The 21,764-nt window shown below is 46.7% G+C and carries 13 protein-coding genes, 2 tRNA genes, 3 rRNA genes and 1 other annotated feature; of the genes, 17 read left to right on the top strand and 1 reads right to left on the bottom strand.

Features of this window, described 5'->3' with window-relative positions:
- The 12 genes from dnaA (at position 1) to rrf (ending at position 14,409) form a co-directional block, all read left to right on the top strand.
- Positions 1-1,341, top strand: a complete 1,341-nt coding sequence (gene dnaA, locus ABDB98_RS00005; RefSeq protein ID WP_016937312.1) for a chromosomal replication initiator protein DnaA — start codon at positions 1-3, stop codon at positions 1,339-1,341.
- A gap of 184 nt (positions 1,342-1,525) precedes the next feature.
- Positions 1,526-2,662, top strand: coding sequence for a DNA polymerase III subunit beta (gene dnaN, locus ABDB98_RS00010; protein ID WP_414831217.1), 1,137 nt, complete (start codon positions 1,526-1,528; stop codon positions 2,660-2,662).
- A gap of 134 nt (positions 2,663-2,796) precedes the next feature.
- Positions 2,797-3,012 (top strand): ribosome maturation protein RlbA, encoded by a 216-nt coding sequence (gene rlbA, locus ABDB98_RS00015; RefSeq protein WP_004392910.1) that lies wholly within the window; start codon positions 2,797-2,799, stop codon positions 3,010-3,012.
- A 15-nt stretch (positions 3,013-3,027) separates the two neighbouring features.
- On the top strand, positions 3,028-4,140 hold the full coding sequence (gene recF / locus ABDB98_RS00020) for a DNA replication/repair protein RecF (protein WP_013350724.1): 1,113 nt from the start codon (positions 3,028-3,030) through the stop codon (positions 4,138-4,140).
- 17 nt (positions 4,141-4,157) lie between these two features.
- Positions 4,158-4,403 carry an extracellular matrix regulator RemB gene (gene remB, locus ABDB98_RS00025; RefSeq protein ID WP_004392908.1) on the top strand — a complete coding sequence of 82 codons (246 nt, stop codon included), beginning with the start codon at positions 4,158-4,160 and terminating at the stop codon, positions 4,401-4,403.
- A gap of 56 nt (positions 4,404-4,459) precedes the next feature.
- Positions 4,460-6,376, top strand: a complete 1,917-nt coding sequence (gene gyrB, locus ABDB98_RS00030) for a DNA topoisomerase (ATP-hydrolyzing) subunit B (RefSeq protein WP_438422180.1) — start codon at positions 4,460-4,462, stop codon at positions 6,374-6,376.
- Between the two features lie 216 nt (positions 6,377-6,592).
- Positions 6,593-9,052 carry a DNA gyrase subunit A gene (gene gyrA / locus ABDB98_RS00035; RefSeq protein WP_438421041.1) on the top strand — a complete coding sequence of 820 codons (2,460 nt, stop codon included), beginning with the start codon at positions 6,593-6,595 and terminating at the stop codon, positions 9,050-9,052.
- A gap of 361 nt (positions 9,053-9,413) precedes the next feature.
- Positions 9,414-10,963, top strand: a 16S ribosomal RNA gene (locus ABDB98_RS00040).
- 100 nt (positions 10,964-11,063) lie between these two features.
- Positions 11,064-11,140, top strand: a tRNA-Ile gene (locus tag ABDB98_RS00045).
- Between the two features lie 16 nt (positions 11,141-11,156).
- Positions 11,157-11,232 (top strand) — tRNA-Ala (locus tag ABDB98_RS00050).
- An 81-nt stretch (positions 11,233-11,313) separates the two neighbouring features.
- A 23S ribosomal RNA gene (locus tag ABDB98_RS00055) occupies positions 11,314-14,242 on the top strand.
- A 51-nt stretch (positions 14,243-14,293) separates the two neighbouring features.
- Positions 14,294-14,409 (top strand): 5S ribosomal RNA (gene rrf / locus ABDB98_RS00060).
- Together the 16S, 23S and 5S rRNA genes with 2 tRNA genes alongside form the textbook arrangement of a ribosomal RNA operon.
- 43 nt (positions 14,410-14,452) lie before the next feature.
- Here rrf and ABDB98_RS00065 read toward each other — a convergent pair.
- On the bottom strand, positions 14,453-15,403 hold the full coding sequence (locus ABDB98_RS00065) for a YaaC family protein (RefSeq protein ID WP_159354689.1): 951 nt from the start codon (positions 15,401-15,403) through the stop codon (positions 14,453-14,455).
- A gap of 120 nt (positions 15,404-15,523) precedes the next feature.
- Between ABDB98_RS00065 and guaB the strand changes: the two genes are divergently transcribed.
- The 5 genes from guaB to serS all read left to right on the top strand — a co-directional run bounded on the left by guaB (position 15,524) and on the right by serS (position 21,764).
- Positions 15,524-16,990, top strand: coding sequence for an IMP dehydrogenase (gene guaB / locus ABDB98_RS00070; RefSeq protein ID WP_003150717.1), 1,467 nt, complete (start codon positions 15,524-15,526; stop codon positions 16,988-16,990).
- 152 nt (positions 16,991-17,142) lie between these two features.
- The gene (gene dacA / locus ABDB98_RS00075; protein WP_016937307.1) at positions 17,143-18,474 is read left to right on the top strand and encodes a D-alanyl-D-alanine carboxypeptidase; all 1,332 of its coding nucleotides are present in this window, start codon (positions 17,143-17,145) and stop codon (positions 18,472-18,474) included.
- 197 nt (positions 18,475-18,671) lie between these two features.
- A complete protein-coding gene (pdxS, locus tag ABDB98_RS00080; RefSeq protein WP_016937306.1) occupies positions 18,672-19,556 on the top strand; it encodes a pyridoxal 5'-phosphate synthase lyase subunit PdxS in 885 nt (294 codons plus the stop codon).
- 21 nt (positions 19,557-19,577) lie between these two features.
- Entirely contained in the window at positions 19,578-20,168 is a 591-nt protein-coding gene (gene pdxT, locus ABDB98_RS00085) for a pyridoxal 5'-phosphate synthase glutaminase subunit PdxT (protein WP_438421043.1), read from the top strand.
- Between the two features lie 52 nt (positions 20,169-20,220).
- Positions 20,221-20,433: a binding site (T-box leader), on the top strand.
- A gap of 53 nt (positions 20,434-20,486) precedes the next feature.
- Positions 20,487-21,764, top strand: a complete 1,278-nt coding sequence (serS, locus tag ABDB98_RS00090; protein ID WP_438421044.1) for a serine--tRNA ligase — start codon at positions 20,487-20,489, stop codon at positions 21,762-21,764.

Genomic DNA, 21,764 nt, shown 5'->3' on the forward strand with positions numbered 1-21,764 from the left:
ATGGAGAATATATTAGATCTTTGGAATCAAGCTTTAGCTCAGATAGAGAAAAAGTTAAGCAAACCGAGCTTCGAAACTTGGATGAAGTCGACGAAAGCCCATTCGCTGCAAGGAGATACCTTAACCATCACCGCTCCCAATGAATTTGCCAGAGACTGGCTGGAGTCCAGGTACTTACATCTCATTGCAGATACCATATATGAATTGACCGGGGAAGAATTGAGCGTCAAATTTGTCATTCCTCAAAATCAGGATGCAGAAGACTTTTTGCCGAAACCGCAAGTGAAAAAAGCGGCAAAAGAGGAACCGTCTGATTTTCCCCAAAGCATGCTCAACCCGAAATATACATTCGACACATTCGTCATCGGATCGGGAAACCGATTCGCCCATGCAGCATCACTGGCTGTAGCGGAAGCACCCGCTAAAGCGTACAACCCTTTATTTATTTACGGGGGAGTCGGTTTAGGAAAAACCCACTTAATGCACGCAATCGGCCATTATGTCATTGATCATAATCCTTCAGCCAAAGTGGTGTACCTGTCTTCTGAAAAATTCACAAATGAATTCATCAACTCAATCCGCGACAATAAAGCCGTTGATTTTCGCAACCGCTACCGGAATGTTGATGTACTTTTGATAGATGATATTCAATTTTTAGCCGGAAAAGAACAAACACAGGAAGAGTTTTTCCATACATTCAACACGCTTCATGAAGAAAGCAAACAAATCGTGATTTCCAGCGACAGACCGCCGAAAGAGATTCCGACCCTTGAAGACCGTCTGCGTTCTCGGTTCGAATGGGGATTGATTACGGATATCACGCCGCCTGATCTGGAAACGCGGATTGCCATCCTGAGAAAGAAAGCGAAGGCGGAAGGCCTTGATATTCCGAACGAGGTCATGCTCTACATCGCGAATCAGATTGACAGCAACATCCGTGAACTGGAAGGGGCATTAATCCGGGTTGTTGCCTATTCATCTTTAATCAATAAAGACATTAATGCGGACCTGGCTGCAGAAGCATTGAAAGATATTATTCCTTCCGCAAAGCCTAAGGTCATCACGATAAAAGAGATTCAGCGGATTGTCGGACAGCAGTTCAACATTAAGCTTGAAGATTTCAAAGCGAAAAAGCGTACGAAATCCGTTGCGTTCCCAAGGCAGATTGCCATGTATCTTTCCAGAGAAATGACGGACTCTTCTTTGCCTAAAATCGGGGAAGAATTTGGCGGGAGAGACCATACAACCGTCATTCATGCTCATGAAAAGATTTCAAAACTGCTGATTGATGACGAGCAGCTTCAGCAGCAGGTAAAAGAAATAAAAGAACAGCTTAAATAATAGAGCCCTCGGATGAACCGGGGAAAGTGTGAATAACTTCTCGCCAGTCATGCACAGTCTGTCCACATGTGGATAGGCTGTGTTTCCTGTCTTTTTCACAACTTATCCACAAATCCACAGGCCCTACTATTACTACTGCTATTTTTAAAATATATTAATTATATTATCCGTTAGGAGGATAAACATGAAATTTACGATTCAAAAAGATCGTTTAGTTGAAAGTGTACAAGATGTTCTAAAAGCCGTTTCATCCAGAACTACAATTCCTATTCTCACCGGTATTAAGATCGTAGCCTCAGATGAAGGAGTATCTTTTACGGGAAGCGATTCTGATATTTCAATCGAGTCATTCATTCCGAAAGAAGAAGATGACAAAGAAATCGTGACGATTGATCAGCCGGGAAGTATCGTGCTGCAAGCGCGTTTCTTCAGCGAAATCGTTAAAAAACTGCCGATGGCGGCGGTTGAAATCGAAGTTCAAAATCAATATTTAACAATTATCCGTTCCGGAAAAGCGGAATTTAATTTGAACGGTCTTGATGCAGATGAATATCCGCATCTTCCGCAAATCGAAGAGCACCATGCCATTCAGATTCCGACGGATCTTTTGAAAAACTTAATCCGTCAAACCGTGTTCGCTGTGTCCGCCTCAGAAACACGCCCTATCTTGACAGGTGTAAACTGGAAAGTGGAAAACGGTGAATTATTATGCACTGCCACGGATAGCCATCGGCTCGCTTTAAGAAAGGCAAAGCTTGATATTCCGGAAGACAGCTCTTACAACGTCGTCATCCCCGGAAAAAGTTTAACCGAGCTGAGCAAAATTCTTGATGACAATCAAGAGCTGGTCGATATCGTCATTACAGAAACCCAAGTTCTGTTTAAAGCGAAAAACGTATTGTTCTTCTCGAGGCTGCTTGACGGAAACTATCCGGACACGACAAGCTTAATTCCGCAGGAAAGCAAAACGGAAATCGTTGTGAACACAAAGGAATTTTTACAGGCGATTGACCGTGCTTCTTTATTGGCGAGAGAAGGCCGCAACAACGTTGTAAAGCTTTCTGCCAAACCGGCGGACTCGCTTGAAATTTCATCAAATTCTCCTGAAATCGGGAAAGTTGTCGAAGCTGTGCTCGCTGACCGGATTGACGGTGAGGAATTAAATATTTCATTCAGTCCAAAATATATGATGGACGCACTGAAAGTACTTGAAGGAGCGGACATCCGTATCAGCTTTACGGGAGCGATGAGACCGTTTCTTATCCGTACGCCGAATGATGAAACCATCGTTCAGCTCATCCTTCCGGTCCGAACGTATTAATCAAACAGAATGTGCTGCCGGCTTAGTTCGGCAGCTTTTCTATTCATCAGCCGCTCCCTCAAGTTTTCCCTTTCCTTATTTCAGGATTTTTTAGTACAATTAGATATTAGTGATATTTGAAAGAGGTCGATATTATGGCAAATCCGATTTCGATTGACACAGAAATGATTACGCTTGGCCAGTTTTTAAAATTAGCCGATGTGATTCAGTCCGGCGGTATGGCGAAATGGTTTCTGAGCGAGCATGAGGTGACAGTCAACAATGAACCTGACAATCGCCGCGGCAGAAAGCTTTATGTTGGAGACGTGGTCGCGATTGAAGGATTTGGTTCATTTCAAGTCGTCAATTAAAGCGGGTGACAGCGGTTGTATATCCAAAATTTAGAATTAACATCCTACCGTAATTATGAGCGCGCTGAGCTTCAATTCGAAAACAAGGTGAATGTGATCATCGGAGAGAATGCCCAAGGCAAAACCAATCTGATGGAAGCCATCTATGTCCTTTCGATGGCAAAATCACATCGCACCTCAAATGATAAAGAACTTATACGGTGGGACGAAGACTATGCTAAAATAGAAGGAAGAGTGATGAAGCGCAACGGGGACATCCCAATGCAGCTAGTCATCTCCAAAAAAGGTAAAAAGGGCAAGGTCAATCACATAGAACAGCAAAAACTCAGTCAGTATGTCGGAGCGCTGAACACCATTATGTTCGCTCCGGAGGACTTAAATCTCGTCAAAGGCAGCCCGCAGGTCAGGAGGAGATTTCTTGATATGGAGATCGGGCAGGTTTCTGCCGTTTATCTGTATGATTTATCTCTTTATCAAAAAATCCTTTCCCAGCGGAATCATTTTCTGAAACAGCTGCAAAGCCGGAAACAGACTGACCGGACTATGCTTGACGTTCTCACTGATCAGCTGATTGAGGCAGCCGCAAAAGTTGTCGCCAAACGTCTGCAGTTTACAGCGCAGCTTGAAAAATGGGCGCAGCCGATCCATTCGGGCATTTCCCGGGGGCTTGAGGAACTGACGCTTAAGTATCACACGGCGCTTGATGTATCAGATCCTAAAGATTTGTCGAAAATAGGTAACAGCTACCAGGAGTCTTTTTCGAAATTAAAAGAAAAAGAAATAGAACGGGGCGTCACCTTATTCGGACCGCATCGGGATGATGTCCTTTTTTATGTGAACGGACGCGATGTGCAGACTTACGGTTCGCAGGGACAGCAGCGTACGACGGCTTTGTCTTTGAAGCTGGCTGAAATAGATTTGATTCATGAAGAAATTGGAGAATATCCCATTTTACTTTTGGATGATGTACTAAGCGAGCTGGATGATTACCGCCAGTCCCATTTGCTTCATACAATCCAAGGCCGTGTGCAGACATTTGTCACCACGACGAGCGTGGACGGCATTGACCACGAAACCTTACATCAAGCAGGAATGTTCCGTGTGGAAAACGGTGCGTTAGTGAAGTGAAGAAATGAGGTGAGCGATTGTATATTCATTTAGGTGACGACTTTGTCGTTTCAACACGCGATATCGTCGGCATTTTTGACTGCAAGGTCAATGTATCGCCGATTGTTGAAGAATTTCTGGACAGACAGAAAGAAAAAGTAGTGCCGTCCGTAAACGGCACGCCAAAGTCTATCGTAGTCACGACTGAGAATATATATTACTCTCCCTTATCTTCCGGCACACTGAAGAAACGTGCGCAATTTATGTTAGAAATAGATTCTTAGCGGATCTTTACAATGAATATATCGTTTAAGAAAAGTGTAGGTGAATGTGCATGGCTATGGAACAGCAGCAAAATAGTTATGATGAGAATCAGATACAGGTATTAGAAGGTTTGGAAGCTGTTCGAAAGAGACCGGGGATGTACATCGGATCAACTAACAGCAAAGGCCTTCACCATTTGGTATGGGAGATCGTCGACAACAGTATTGACGAAGCTCTGGCCGGTTATTGTACAGATATTAACATTGTGATTGAGAAAGATAACAGCATTACCGTTACAGACAACGGGCGCGGAATTCCGGTCGGTATCCAAGAGAAGATGGGCCGCCCTGCGGTTGAAGTCATCATGACCGTTCTTCACGCCGGCGGTAAATTTGACGGAAGCGGATATAAAGTATCCGGCGGTCTTCACGGTGTAGGGGCGTCCGTCGTAAACGCCTTGTCGACCACTCTTGACGTTACGGTTCATCGTGACGGGAAAATCCATTATCAGGCGTATGAACGCGGTGTGCCGGCGGCTGATCTTGAAGTGATCGGTGACACTGACAAGACCGGGACGATTACGCACTTCGTTCCCGATCCGGAAATTTTCAAAGAAACAACTGTATATGACTATGATCTGCTTTCAAACCGTGTCCGGGAATTGGCCTTCCTGACAAAAGGCGTAAACATCACGATTGAAGACAAACGTGAAGGACAAGAACGGAAAAACGAGTACCACTACGAAGGCGGAATCAAGAGCTACGTTGAGTACTTAAACCGTTCCAAAGAAGTCGTTCACGAAGAGCCGATTTATATCGAAGGCGAGAGAGACGGCATTACGGTTGAAGTTGCATTGCAATACAACGACAGCTATACAAGCAATATTTATTCTTTCGCGAATAATATCAACACATACGAAGGCGGCACGCACGAGGCCGGATTTAAAACCGGTCTGACCCGTGTCATAAACGACTATGCAAGAAGAAAAGGGATTTTCAAAGAAAATGATCCGAATTTAAGCGGGGATGATGTGAGAGAAGGGCTGACTGCCATTATTTCAATTAAGCACCCTGATCCGCAATTCGAAGGGCAGACGAAAACGAAGCTCGGCAACTCTGAAGCGAGAACGATCACTGATACGCTGTTTTCTTCTGCGCTGGAAACATTTCTTCTTGAAAATCCGGATTCAGCCCGTAAAATCGTTGAAAAAGGTTTAATGGCCGCAAGAGCGCGGATGGCGGCGAAAAAAGCGCGGGAATTGACCCGCCGCAAAAGCGCGCTTGAGATTTCCAATCTGCCGGGCAAACTGGCCGACTGTTCTTCTAAAGATCCGAGCATTTCCGAGCTCTATATCGTAGAGGGTGACTCTGCGGGCGGATCAGCGAAACAGGGACGGGACCGCCATTTCCAAGCCATTCTGCCGCTGCGCGGTAAGATTCTGAACGTTGAGAAAGCCAGACTTGATAAGATTCTCTCAAATAATGAGGTCAGATCAATGATTACGGCTCTCGGCACGGGTATCGGAGAAGATTTTAATCTTGAAAAAGCGCGTTATCATAAAGTGGTCATCATGACGGATGCCGATGTCGACGGCGCCCACATCAGAACGCTTTTATTAACATTCTTCTACAGATACATGAGGGAAATTATTGAAAACGGCTATGTCTACATTGCTCAGCCGCCGCTTTATAAAGTGCAGCAGGGAAAACGGGTGGAATACGCTTATAACGATAAGCAGCTTGATGAGCTTTTAAAAGAGCTTCCGCAATCGCCTAAGCCCGGCCTTCAGCGTTATAAAGGTCTCGGAGAAATGAACGCGACTCAGCTTTGGGAAACGACTATGGATCCGGCGACCAGAACGCTTCTGCAAGTCAATCTTGAAGATGCGATGGATGCTGATGAGACGTTCGAAATGCTGATGGGCGACAAAGTAGAACCGCGCAGAAACTTCATAGAAGCAAACGCCAGATACGTGAAAAACCTTGATATTTAACCATGAAAGCCTTATTTTCGTTAAGAAATAAGGCTTTTTTCTCAAAGCGGCTTCAAGCGGCCTCTGAAAACCCGCAAAACCCGTATATTCTGCTAATTTAATGTGTATAAACACAAGTTTATTGATATAATGGAGAATAGTGAAATCGTATTGAAGATCATAATGGACAATCTACTCCCACATTATTTCATGTGATACTTCAGGGAGGTTTTTTTAATGAGTGAACAAAACACACCACAAGTACGTGAAGTCAATATCAGTCAGGAAATGCGGACATCCTTCCTGGACTATGCAATGAGCGTTATCGTATCCCGGGCGCTTCCGGATGTGCGTGACGGTCTGAAGCCGGTTCACAGACGGATTTTGTACGCAATGAATGATTTAGGCATGACCAGTGACAAACCATATAAAAAATCTGCCCGTATCGTCGGCGAAGTTATCGGTAAGTACCACCCGCACGGTGATTCAGCGGTTTACGAATCAATGGTCAGAATGGCGCAGGATTTTAACTACCGCTACATGCTTGTTGACGGACACGGCAACTTCGGTTCGGTAGACGGCGACTCAGCGGCTGCGATGCGTTACACAGAAGCGAGAATGTCAAAAATCGCAATGGAAATCCTCCGGGACATTACGAAAGATACGATTGATTATCAAGATAACTATGACGGCGCAGAAAGAGAACCTGTCGTCATGCCTTCGAGATTTCCGAATCTGCTCGTAAACGGAGCTGCCGGTATTGCGGTCGGAATGGCGACAAACATTCCCCCGCATCAGCTTGGAGAAGTCATAGAAGGCGTGCTTGCCGTAAGTGAGAATCCTGAGATCACAATCCAAGAGCTGATGGAATATATTCCGGGCCCTGATTTTCCGACGGCCGGTCAGATTTTAGGCCGGAGCGGCATCCGCAAGGCATATGAATCCGGACGGGGATCAATCACGATCCGGGCTAAGGCTGAAATCGAAGAGACATCCTCGGGGAAAGAAAGAATTATTGTCACGGAACTCCCTTATCAGGTCAACAAAGCGAGATTAATTGAAAAAATCGCAGATCTCGTCCGGGACAAAAAAATCGAAGGAATCACCGATCTGCGTGACGAATCCGACCGTAACGGAATGAGAGTCGTCATCGAGATCCGCCGTGACGCCAATGCTCACGTCATTCTGAATAACCTGTACAAACAAACGGCCCTGCAGACGTCTTTCGGAATCAACCTGCTGGCGCTCGTCGATGGACAGCCGAAGGTATTAAACCTGAAAGAATGTCTGGAGCACTATCTTGATCACCAAAAGGTCGTGATCCGACGCAGAACGGCTTACGAACTTCGCAAAGCGGAGGCGAGAGCTCACATTCTGGAAGGGTTAAGAATCGCTCTCGATCATTTAGACGCGGTGATTTCTCTTATCCGTAGTTCTCAGACGGCTGAAATTGCGAGAACGGGTTTAATCGAACAATTTTCACTGACTGAAAAACAGGCGCAAGCCATTCTGGACATGCGTCTTCAGCGATTAACCGGTCTGGAGCGCGAAAAGATCGAAGAGGAATATCAATCACTTGTTGCGCTTATCGCCGAGCTGAAAGATATTTTAGCCAATGAAGAAAGAGTGCTCGAGATCATCCGTGAAGAACTCAACGAAATCAAAGAGCGGTTCAATGATGAGAGACGCACTGAAATCGTGACGTCCGGTCTTGAAACAATTGAAGATGAAGATCTCATCGAGAGAGAAAACATCGTCATCACGCTGACTCATAACGGCTATGTTAAACGCCTCCCAGCGTCCACATACCGCAGTCAAAAACGGGGCGGAAAAGGCGTGCAGGGAATGGGAACGAATGAAGATGACTTTGTGGAACACTTAATTTCTACATCGACGCACGATACGATTCTGTTCTTCTCTAATAAAGGGAAGGTATATCGTTCAAAAGGATATGAAATCCCTGAATACGGCCGTACCGCAAAAGGCATTCCGATTATTAACCTCCTGGAGGTTGAAAAAGGCGAATGGATTAATGCCATTATTCCGGTCAGCACATTTGATGAGGAGCTTTACCTCTTCTTCACGACCAAACAAGGGGTGTCGAAACGTACGGCACTGTCCCAGTTTGCGAATATACGGAATAACGGGCTGATCGCTTTAGGTCTTCGGGAAGACGATGAACTGATGGCCGTTCGTCTGACTGACGGCAAGAAACAAATCATCATCGGAACGAAGAATGGCTTGCTGATCCGTTTCCCTGAAGAAGATGTAAGACAAATGGGACGCACCGCTGCAGGTGTTAAAGGCATTACGCTGACAGATGATGATGTCGTGGTAGGCATGGAGATTCTTGAAGAAGACTCCCATGTCCTCATAGTGACGGAAAACGGCTATGGCAAACGTACGCCGGCCTCAGAATACAGAGTCCAAAGCCGGGGCGGAAAAGGCCTTAAAACATGTAAAATCACTGACAGCAACGGTCCGCTAGTAACAGTAAAAGCCACAAGAGGCGAAGAAGACCTAATGATTATTACGGCAAGCGGCGTGTTAATCAGAATGGATATTAACGATATCTCCACTACGGGACGCGTAACACAAGGCGTCCGTCTGATCCGCATGTCCGATGAAGAGCACGTGGCCACTGTGGCGCTAGTGGAAAAGAATGAAGAAGAGCCGGAAGAAACGGAAGAAGAATAGATGAAAAAGCGCAGCTGTAACAGGCTGCGCTTTTTCTATATAAAGAAACGAAAAAAGCTTTGACACACAACGATGATGCTGATATAATTCTTTTTGTTGTCTTTTCAACACAAAGACAGTCTGCTGAAAAAGTTTTTTAAAAAAGTATTGACCTATCAAACTGAAAATGTTATGATTAAGAGGTCGCTTCGAGAGAAGTGAAAAAAGTTCTTTGAAAACTAAACAAGACAAAACGTACCTGTTAATTCAAAGTTTTAAATAAATCGCACAGCGATGTGCGTAGTCAGTCAAACTAAGGTCTGCACGATGCAGATCACACAGACGTTACTGCAGGATGCAGTGAACTTAGTCTGTGATCCATTTATCGGAGAGTTTGATCCTGGCTCAGGACGAACGCTGGCGGCGTGCCTAATACATGCAAGTCGAGCGGACAGATGGGAGCTTGCTCCCTGATGTTAGCGGCGGACGGGTGAGTAACACGTGGGTAACCTGCCTGTAAGACTGGGATAACTCCGGGAAACCGGGGCTAATACCGGATGGTTGTTTGAACCGCATGGTTCAGACATAAAAGGTGGCTTCGGCTACCACTTACAGATGGACCCGCGGCGCATTAGCTAGTTGGTGAGGTAACGGCTCACCAAGGCGACGATGCGTAGCCGACCTGAGAGGGTGATCGGCCACACTGGGACTGAGACACGGCCCAGACTCCTACGGGAGGCAGCAGTAGGGAATCTTCCGCAATGGACGAAAGTCTGACGGAGCAACGCCGCGTGAGTGATGAAGGTTTTCGGATCGTAAAGCTCTGTTGTTAGGGAAGAACAAGTGCCGTTCAAATAGGGCGGCACCTTGACGGTACCTAACCAGAAAGCCACGGCTAACTACGTGCCAGCAGCCGCGGTAATACGTAGGTGGCAAGCGTTGTCCGGAATTATTGGGCGTAAAGGGCTCGCAGGCGGTTTCTTAAGTCTGATGTGAAAGCCCCCGGCTCAACCGGGGAGGGTCATTGGAAACTGGGGAACTTGAGTGCAGAAGAGGAGAGTGGAATTCCACGTGTAGCGGTGAAATGCGTAGAGATGTGGAGGAACACCAGTGGCGAAGGCGACTCTCTGGTCTGTAACTGACGCTGAGGAGCGAAAGCGTGGGGAGCGAACAGGATTAGATACCCTGGTAGTCCACGCCGTAAACGATGAGTGCTAAGTGTTAGGGGGTTTCCGCCCCTTAGTGCTGCAGCTAACGCATTAAGCACTCCGCCTGGGGAGTACGGTCGCAAGACTGAAACTCAAAGGAATTGACGGGGGCCCGCACAAGCGGTGGAGCATGTGGTTTAATTCGAAGCAACGCGAAGAACCTTACCAGGTCTTGACATCCTCTGACAATCCTAGAGATAGGACGTCCCCTTCGGGGGCAGAGTGACAGGTGGTGCATGGTTGTCGTCAGCTCGTGTCGTGAGATGTTGGGTTAAGTCCCGCAACGAGCGCAACCCTTGATCTTAGTTGCCAGCATTCAGTTGGGCACTCTAAGGTGACTGCCGGTGACAAACCGGAGGAAGGTGGGGATGACGTCAAATCATCATGCCCCTTATGACCTGGGCTACACACGTGCTACAATGGACAGAACAAAGGGCTGCGAAACCGCGAGGTTAAGCCAATCCCACAAATCTGTTCTCAGTTCGGATCGCAGTCTGCAACTCGACTGCGTGAAGCTGGAATCGCTAGTAATCGCGGATCAGCATGCCGCGGTGAATACGTTCCCGGGCCTTGTACACACCGCCCGTCACACCACGAGAGTTTGTAACACCCGAAGTCGGTGAGGTAACCTTTATGGAGCCAGCCGCCGAAGGTGGGACAGATGATTGGGGTGAAGTCGTAACAAGGTAGCCGTATCGGAAGGTGCGGCTGGATCACCTCCTTTCTAAGGATTTTAACGGAATATAAGACCTTGGGTCTTATAAACAGAACGTTCCCTGTCTTGTTTAGTTTTGAAGGAACTTTGATTCTTTCATATGGTAGATGGGCCTGTAGCTCAGCTGGTTAGAGCGCACGCCTGATAAGCGTGAGGTCGGTGGTTCGAGTCCACTCAGGCCCACCATCTTTACCCAATACACGGGGCCTTAGCTCAGCTGGGAGAGCGCCTGCTTTGCACGCAGGAGGTCAGCGGTTCGATCCCGCTAGGCTCCACCAACGTGTTCTTTGAAAACTAGATAACAGAAGTAATTCACATTCAATTGTAATGCAAGATATCACGTAGTGATTCTTTTTAACGGTTAAGTTAGAAAGGGCGCACGGTGGATGCCTTGGCACTAGGAGCCGATGAAGGACGGGACGAACACCGATATGCTTCGGGGAGCTGTAAGCAAGCTTTGATCCGGAGATTTCCGAATGGGGAAACCCACCACTCGTAATGGAGTGGTATCCATATCTGAATACATAGGATATGAGAAGGCAGACCCGGGGAACTGAAACATCTAAGTACCCGGAGGAAGAGAAAGCAAATGCGATTCCCTGAGTAGCGGCGAGCGAAACGGGATCAGCCCAAACCAAGAGGCTTGCCTCTTGGGGTTGTAGGACACTCTGTACGGAGTTACAAAGGAACGAGGTAGATGAAGAGGTCTGGAAAGGCCCGCCATAGGAGGTAACAGCCCTGTAGTCAAAACTTCGTTCTCTCCAGAGTGGATCCTGAGTACGGCGGAACACGTGAAATTCCGTCGGAATCCGGGAGGACCATCTCCCAAGGCTAAATACTCCCTAGTGACCGATAGTGAACCAGTACCGTGAGGGAAAGGTGAAAAGCACCCCGGAAGGGGAGTGAAATAGATCCTGAAACCGTGTGCCTACAAGTAGTCAGAGCCCGTTAACGGGTGATGGCGTGCCTTTTGTAGAATGAACCGGCGAGTTACGATCCCGTGCAAGGTTAAGCAGAAGATGCGGAGCCGCAGCGAAAGCGAGTCTGAATAGGGCGCATGAGTACGTGGTCGTAGACCCGAAACCAGGTGATCTACCCATGTCCAGGGTGAAGTTCAGGTAACACTGAATGGAGGCCCGAACCCACGCACGTTGAAAAGTGCGGGGATGAGGTGTGGGTAGGGGTGAAATGCCAATCGAACCTGGAGATAGCTGGTTCTCTCCGAAATAGCTTTAGGGCTAGCCTCAAGGTAAGAGTCTCGGAGGTAGAGCACTGATTGGACTAGGGGCCCCTACCGGGTTACCGAATTCAGTCAAACTCCGAATGCCGATGACTTATCCTTGGGAGTCAGACTGCGAGTGATAAGATCCGTAGTCGAAAGGGAAACAGCCCAGACCGCCAGCTAAGGTCCCAAAGTATACGTTAAGTGGAAAAGGATGTGGAGTTGCTTAGACAACCAGGATGTTGGCTTAGAAGCAGCCACCATTTAAAGAGTGCGTAATAGCTCACTGGTCGAGTGACTCTGCGCCGAAAATGTACCGGGGCTAAACGTATCACCGAAGCTGCGGACTGTTCTTCGAACAGTGGTAGGAGAGCGTTCTAAGGGCTGTGAAGCAAGACCGGAAGGACTTGTGGAGCGCTTAGAAGTGAGAATGCCGGTATGAGTAGCGAAAGACGGGTGAGAATCCCGTCCACCGAATGCCTAAGGTTTCCTGAGGAAGGCTCGTCCGCTCAGGGTTAGTCGGGACCTAAGCCGAGGCCGAAAGGCGTAGGCGATGGATAACAGGTTGATATTCCTGTACCACCTCCTCACCATTTGAGCAATGGGGGGACGCAGGAGGATAGGGTAAGCGCGGTATTGGATATCCGCGTCCAAGCAGTTAGGCTGGGAAATAGGCAAATCCGTTTCCCGTGAAGGCTGAGCTGTGATGGCGAGCGAATTATAGTAGCGAAGTTCCTGATTCCACACTGCCAAGAAAAGCCTCTAGCGAGGTGAGAGGTGCCCGTACCGCAAACCGACACAGGTAGGCGAGGAGAGAATCCTAAGGTGATCGAGAGAACTCTCGTTAAGGAACTCGGCAAAATGACCCCGTAACTTCGGGAGAAGGGGTGCTCTGTTAGGGTGCAAGCCCGAGAGAGCCGCAGTGAATAGGCCCAGGCGACTGTTTAGCAAAAACACAGGTCTCTGCGAAGCCGTAAGGCGAAGTATAGGGGCTGACGCCTGCCCGGTGCTGGAAGGTTAAGAGGAGCGCTTAGCGTAAGCGAAGGTGCGAATTGAAGCCCCAGTAAACGGCGGCCGTAACTATAACGGTCCTAAGGTAGCGAAATTCCTTGTCGGGTAAGTTCCGACCCGCACGAAAGGCGCAACGATCTGGGCACTGTCTCAACGAGAGACTCGGTGAAATTATAGTACCTGTGAAGATGCAGGTTACCCGCGACAGGACGGAAAGACCCCGTGGAGCTTTACTGCAGCCTGATATTGAATGTTGGTACAGCTTGTACAGGATAGGTAGGAGCCTTGGAAACCGGAGCGCCAGCTTCGGTGGAGGCATCGGTGGGATACTACCCTGGCTGTATTGACCTTCTAACCCGCCGCCCTTATCGGGCGGGGAGACAGTGTCAGGTGGGCAGTTTGACTGGGGCGGTCGCCTCCTAAAAGGTAACGGAGGCGCCCAAAGGTTCCCTCAGAATGGTTGGAAATCATTCGCAGAGTGTAAAGGCACAAGGGAGCTTGACTGCGAGACCTACAAGTCGAGCAGGGACGAAAGTCGGGCTTAGTGATCCGGTGGTTCCGCATGGAAGGGCCATCGCTCAACGGATAAAAGCTACCCCGGGGATAACAGGCTTATCTCCCCCAAGAGTCCACATCGACGGGGAGGTTTGGCACCTCGATGTCGGCTCATCGCATCCTGGGGCTGTAGTCGGTCCCAAGGGTTGGGCTGTTCGCCCATTAAAGCGGTACGCGAGCTGGGTTCAGAACGTCGTGAGACAGTTCGGTCCCTATCCGTCGCGGGCGCAGGAAATTTGAGAGGAGCTGTCCTTAGTACGAGAGGACCGGGATGGACGCACCGCTGGTGTACCAGTTGTTCTGCCAAGGGCATCGCTGGGTAGCTATGTGCGGACGGGATAAGTGCTGAAAGCATCTAAGCATGAAGCCCCCCTCAAGATGAGATTTCCCATTCCGCAAGGAAGTAAGATCCCTGAAAGATGATCAGGTTGATAGGTCTGAGGTGGAAGTGTGGCGACACATGGAGCTGACAGATACTAATCGATCGAGGACTTAACCATTTTTGAATGTATGCTTACTGTTATCTAGTTTTGAGAGAACACTCTCAATGGTTTGGTGGCGATAGCGAAGAGGTCACACCCGTTCCCATGCCGAACACGGAAGTTAAGCTCTTCAGCGCCGATGGTAGTCGGGGGTTTCCCCCTGTGAGAGTAGGACGCCGCCAAGCAATCATACGGTAAAGGCAGCTCATGATGAGCTGCCTTTTTTGTTTATAAGTATTGCTTAAGGAAATTAGAAATATAATAAGGAAATTTGCGTTCTGTGACCTCTAAGAACCTCCGGATCAATACATAATCATCGCTGACATGCTGTGTCAGCAGTTCATACCACCATTCCGTTTCATATCTCGCAATCATCCCAATATTATACAGGACCAAATAATGAATTATCATTTCAGGAAGATGCAGGAACTGATCACGCTGAGAGGGAAGATAATATTGATTTTTCTCTAAGTGAAACGCTAAGTTTGGCGAAGACCAAGGTTCAGTATCTAGCGGATCAGCCTCAAAAACCAAATGGTTATGGATTTTCCTGACAAAAGACCAATTCAAATGATGACTGATATATTCTGCAAAGCGGGAGTCAGACATATTGTACTGAATCACCGTATGTTCAGGAACTGAAACAAGGTCATTTTTCAGCTCTACTTTGGTCAGCCAATTCTTTTTCTCTTGAAAATGAAATACACTGTGCAATTCGGGTATGGCTGTCAGCAGTTTTTTCATTGTATACCGTTCTTCCTCAAGACCCGCTATTCCGAATAAGTGATTCATTACATGTATACATAAGCCATTGCGCTGGACCTTCACCTCATCATCCCTAAAACTGTAATTTTGCTTTTTGCGTTTCCGGGCAGTAACGCCATGTGCGAGTACTGAGGCGTGACTCGGATAGCTTGGATCTGTAGTCAGAAGACAGGCTTTCAGCAATTGTGACATCCCGTAAAACAACAGAATAGGCTTAATTTCTAAAGGGGACAGAGATGCCTGTTTATAAAAGGACTCGGCGTGTTTGATAAAAAATATGAAGCGTTCACTGTTTTTAAACGCATATCGTTTTGGTTCTTCCATTCCTCTTTCTGTATAAACTTTATTTAGGAATTTCTGGGAGGATTCCACGGAATAAAATAATGATAACTCTTTCCACTCAAGGTCTCTCATATGTATTTTTAAACCCTTTCCTTTATCTAAATATTTCAACTCTTCTTCGCTTCCTTGACATGCCGTTTTCTAGTTGATACTCTACATATAATATTTTGCCGAAAAGAGGGGGATTTACTAATGTGGGAAAGTAAATTTTCAAAAGAAGGCTTAACGTTCGATGATGTACTGCTCGTACCGGCTCAATCAGACGTACTTCCGCGTGATGTGGATTTATCTGTTGAACTGACAAAAACGTTAAAGCTTAATATTCCTGTCATCAGTGCGGGAATGGATACAGTAACAGAATCAGCTATGGCGATTGCGATGGCCAGACAGGGCGGCTTGGGCATTATCCATAAAAACATGTCCATCGAACAGCAGGCTGAACATGTTGACAAAGTCAAACGTTCTGAACGGGGCGTTATTACAAATCCCTTCTTTTTAACACCTGATCATCAAGTATTCGATGCGGAGCATTTGATGGGGAAATACAGAATTTCCGGTGTTCCGATCGTAGATAATAAAGACGATCAAAAGCTTGTCGGAATCATTACAAACCGTGATCTTCGCTTTATCTCTGATTATTCAATGAAAATCAGTGACGTGATGACAAAAGAAGAGCTGGTTACGGCTCCTGTAGGCACCACATTAGACGAAGCAGAAAAAATCTTACAGAAACATAAAATTGAAAAACTTCCATTAGTGGATGATCAAAACAAATTAAAAGGTCTTATCACGATCAAAGATATTGAAAAGGTTATCGAATTCCCTAATTCATCTAAAGATGAACACGGACGCCTTATTGTCGGCGCTGCGGTAGGCGTGACAGGCGATACAATGACACGCGTCAGCAAGCTTGTTGAAGCGAATGTCGACGTTATCGTGGTTGATACGGCTCACGGACATTCCCGAGGCGTACTGAACACGGTTGCGAAAATCCGTGAAACATATCCTGAACTGAACATTATCGCAGGAAATGTGGCAACGGCTGAAGCGACAAAGGCTTTGATTGAAGCCGGAGCAAACATTGTAAAAGTGGGAATCGGACCTGGTTCCATCTGTACGACACGCGTCGTTGCAGGTGTAGGTGTACCGCAAATCACAGCCATTTATGATTGTGCCACTGAAGCGAGAAAACATGGCGCGACAATTATCGCGGACGGCGGTATTAAATTCTCCGGTGATATTACGAAAGCATTGGCATCCGGCGGACATGCCGTAATGCTTGGAAGTCTGCTTGCCGGTACTTCAGAAAGCCCGGGAGAGACCGAAATCTATCAAGGCAGAAGATTTAAAGTGTATCGCGGTATGGGTTCTGTCGCTGCCATGGAAAAAGGCAGTAAAGATCGATATTTCCAAGAAGAAAATAAGAAATTCGTCCCTGAAGGTATCGAAGGACGGACTCCGTACAAAGGTCCTGTAGAAGAAACAGTGTATCAGCTTGTCGGCGGTCTTCGTTCAGGTATGGGATATTGCGGTTCAAAAGATTTACGCGCTTTAAGAGAAGAAGCTCAATTCATCCGTATGACAGGGGCAGGTCTTCGCGAAAGCCACCCGCATGATGTTCAAATTACGAAAGAATCACCAAACTATACAATCTCATAATTGTTACAAATAAAAAACATTTGACAGGGTCACTGACTCTGTCTATTTTTTTTATATCGAGTGTGATAAAATTTATACTGTTGTGTTTTGAATTTGAATATGTCCTTAACGGCTTAATTATAGATTTAAAATGAATGACGGAGGTCGTAAGATTGAACATCACGAAATGGAAACAGCTGTTAGTGTCATTAGTGGTACTGGCACTGGCCGCAACTTGCTTTGTTCCAATGTCTAAAGCGGAGGCAGCCGGCAATGACCCGGTTGATGTTAATGCTTCAGCTGCGATAATGATTGAGGCTTCATCGGGGAAAATCTTATACAGTAAAAATGCAGACAAAAGACTGCCGATTGCCAGCATGACAAAAATGATGACTGAATACCTGCTTCTGGAAGCCATTAAAGAAGGAAAAGTGAAATGGGATCAAACGTATACTCCTGATGATTACGTCTATGAAATTTCTCAAGACAACAGTTTATCAAACGTCCCTCTTCGGAAAGACGGCAAATACACAGTCAAAGAACTGTACCAGGCCATGGCGATTTACTCTGCTAACGGAGCCGCGATCGCTGTTGCTGAAATTCTTGCCGGAACTGAAACGAAATTTGTCGCTGAAATGAATGCGAAAGCCAAAGAACTAGGCATGACAAACTATGATTTTAAAAATGCCACCGGGCTTGTGAATGAAGACCTTCACGGCAAACAGCCGCAAGGAGAAGGCGTTAAAGAAGAGAGCGAAGTTTCTGCAAAAGACATGGCGCTTCTTGCAGACCGCCTGATCACTGATTATCCGGAAGTTCTGAAAACAACAAGCATTGCTAAGACGAAATTCAGAGCCGGCACTGATGATGAAATGGACATGCCGAACTGGAACTTCATGTTAAAAGGCCTTGTTTCTGAATATCCCGGCGTTGACGGGTTAAAAACGGGTTCTACTGATTCTGCGGGATCTTGTTTTACAAGCACCGCACAGCGGAACGGAATGCGGGTCATCACCGTTGTGTTAAACGCAAAAGGGAACCTGCATACCGGACGATTTGATGAAACGAAAAAAATGCTCGATTACGCATTTAACAGCAATTTCTCAATGAAAGATCTTTACCCTGAAGGCTCTCAAGTAAAAGGGCACAAAACGATTGACGTTGACAAAGGGAAAGATAAGCAAGTCGATATTGTGACTGATAAGGCGCTTTCTATTCCTGTGAAAAGCGGGGATGAAAAGAACTATAAAGCCGAAGTGACCTTAGATAAAAAAGAAATCACGGCTCCTGTGAAAAAAGGGACGAAAGTCGGAACGCTGAAAGTTACATACAAAGGCAGTGACAAAGACTACGGCTTCCTCAAATCCAAAGAGTTCAGCGTGAATCTTGTAACGAAAAATGATGTAGATAAAGCAAACTGGTTTGTTCAGATGATGCGCGGCATCGGCGGTTTCTTCTCCGGAATCTGGAACAGCGCCGTTGATACGGTAACAGGCTGGTTTTAAGAAATAAGAAAGAGCTCTGATGAAAGTTAGGGCTCTTTTGCTTAATATACTGAAAAAACCAAATTGTTAGTAAAAAAATGATATCTATCTCTTCCGTCACACTGTAAAATAAGAATATCCATATGAAATATTGTATTTCTGGGATACAATAAGAGATAGAAATTATCTAACTATACATTGACTAGGGGGACCAAATAATGGCTCAAACAGGTACTGACCGTGTAAAACGCGGAATGGCGGAAATGCAAAAAGGCGGCGTCATCATGGACGTTGTAAATGCTGAACAAGCGAAGATTGCTGAAGAGGCGGGAGCTGTTGCCGTAATGGCGTTAGAACGAGTTCCGGCTGATATTCGTGCTGCCGGCGGTGTAGCCCGAATGGCTGACCCGACGATCGTTGAAGAAGTAATGAATGCTGTATCCATTCCCGTAATGGCAAAAGCGCGTATCGGACATATCGTTGAAGCGCGTGTCCTTGAAGCAATGGGAGTAGATTATATTGATGAGAGTGAAGTTCTGACTCCTGCTGACGAAGAATTTCATTTAAATAAAAATGAATATACTGTTCCGTTCGTATGCGGATGCCGTGATCTTGGCGAAGCAACGCGCCGTATCGCTGAAGGAGCCTCCATGCTTCGTACAAAAGGCGAACCGGGAACAGGAAACATTGTGGAAGCTGTCCGTCATATGAGAAAAGTAAACGCGCAAGTGCGCAAAGTTGCGGCGATGAGCGATGATGAGCTGATGACTGAAGCGAAAAACCTCGGTGCTCCTTATGAGCTGCTTCTTCAAATCAAACGTGACGGCAAATTGCCTGTTGTCAACTTTGCTGCCGGCGGAGTGGCGACGCCTGCTGATGCGGCATTGATGATGCAGCTGGGCGCTGACGGCGTATTTGTCGGTTCAGGTATTTTTAAATCAGACAACCCTGCTAAATTCGCCAAAGCAATTGTGGAAGCAACGACTCACTACACAGATTACAAACTGATCGCTGAGCTTTCTAAAGAATTGGGCACAGCGATGAAAGGAATCGAAATCTCAAATCTATTGCCGGAACAGCGTATGCAAGAACGCGGCTGGTAAAACCATAGGAGAGCTGGAAGCATGTTAACAATTGGTGTACTTGGACTTCAAGGAGCAGTAAGAGAACATATTCGTTCAATTGAAGCATGTGGTTCAAAAGGTGTTGTCATTAAGCGTCCTGAACAGCTGAATGACATCGACGGCTTAATCCTGCCGGGCGGAGAAAGCACGACGATGCGGCGTTTAATGGATACGTATCATTTTATGGAGCCGCTTCGCGAGTTTGCCGCTCAAGGCAAGCCGATGTTCGGCACATGCGCCGGTCTGATTATTTTAGCCAAAGAGATTGCGGGAACCGATCATGCTCATTTAGGGCTGTTAGACGTGGTTGTTGAGCGTAATTCCTTTGGCCGTCAGGTCGACAGCTTTGAAGCTGACCTGACGATTAAAGGCCTTGATGAGCCGTTTAGGGGTGTATTTATTCGTGCGCCGCACATTTTAGAAGCCGGAGAAGATGTTGAAGTGCTTTGTGAGCATAACGGACGCATCGTGGCTGCAAAGCAGGGGCATTTGCTCGGCTGCTCGTTCCATCCTGAACTGACGGATGACCACCGGGTGACAGAGCTGTTTGTGAAGATGGCGGAAAAGTATAAGCGGGAAACAGCTGTATAAAACAGTTGAAAACCGCTGATACTTATAGTACATTATAAACACAAATAAAGATCGAAAAGCGTTGACAGGAAGCAGTAGGAAGCCCCTCTTTCAAAGAGAGCCGATGGGTGGTGCGAATCGGTGGAAGATGCTGTCCGAATCCGTCCTTGAGCGAAATGCTGAAAACAAGTAGGCATTTACGGGAAAACCGTTATGTGTTAAAGCGGGAAGCAAGTGTAAGCTTGTTTTCAATCAGGGTGGCAACGCGAGAGCTCTCGTCCCTTTTAGGGGATGAGGGCTCTTTTTTATTTTCGATAAAATAGATAGGAGTTGTTAAGTATGATTGATACGAAGGTCCTGAGAGCCAATTTTCAAGAAGTAAAAGCGAAGCTCATTCCTAAAGGCGAAGACTTATCTGACTTTGACAAGTTTGAAGAGCTTGATGAAAAAAGAAGAGAACTTATCGGCAAAGTAGAAGAACTGAAGGGGAAACGCAACGAAGTATCTCAGCAGGTCGCCGTTTTGAAACGGGAGAAAAAAGACGCTGATCATATTATTAAAGAGATGCGTGAAGCAGGCGAAGAAATTAAGAAGCTTGATGAAGAGCTTCGCACGGTGGAAACCACGCTCGAAACCATCCTTCTGTCTATTCCGAACATCCCGCACGATTCAGTGCCTGTAGGGGAAACGGAAGATGATAACATTGAAATCCGCAAGTGGGGAGAGGCGCCGGCATTTGCATATGAGCCGAAACCGCATTGGGATATCGCTGACCGCTTGAACATCCTTGATTTCGAACGCGCTTCAAAAGTAACGGGAAGCCGGTTTGTGTTTTATAAAGGACTAGGGGCCCGTCTCGAACGCGCGCTCTACAACTTTATGCTGGATCTTCACGTTGATGAGTATGATTACACTGAAGTCATTCCTCCTTATATGGTAAACCGTACGAGCATGACAGGGACGGGACAGCTTCCTAAATTTGAAGAGGATGCTTTTAAAATCAGGGAAGAGGATTATTTCTTAATTCCGACAGCGGAAGTGCCGATCACAAATATGCACCGCGATGAAATCTTATCCGGCGAGGACCTCCCGATTAATTATGCCGCATTCAGCGCCTGCTTCCGTTCAGAAGCGGGATCTGCCGGCCGTGATACACGCGGTTTGATCCGCCAGCATCAATTCAACAAGGTTGAGCTTGTGAAATTCGTGAAGCCGGAAGATTCTTATGAGGAGCTTGAAAAATTGACAAATCAAGCTGAACGGGTGCTTCAGCTGCTCGAACTGCCGTATCGTGTCATGAGCATGTGTACCGGAGATCTCGGCTTTACAGCTGCGAAAAAGTACGATATTGAAGTATGGATTCCAAGCCAAGACACATATCGTGAAATTTCTTCTTGCAGCAACTTTGAGGCCTTCCAGGCGAGACGCGCAAACATTCGATTCAGACGCGAAGCGAAAGGCAAGCCGGAGCATGTGCATACATTAAACGGTTCCGGTCTGGCAGTCGGCAGAACAGTAGCTGCCATCTTGGAAAACTACCAGCAAGAAGACGGAAGTGTCGTCATTCCGAAAGTGCTTCGTCCTTATATGGGAAATAAAGAAGTCATCAAACCATAA

This window comes from Bacillus siamensis (assembly GCF_051628075.1).
Classification (GTDB): Bacteria; Bacillota; Bacilli; order Bacillales; family Bacillaceae; genus Bacillus; species Bacillus siamensis.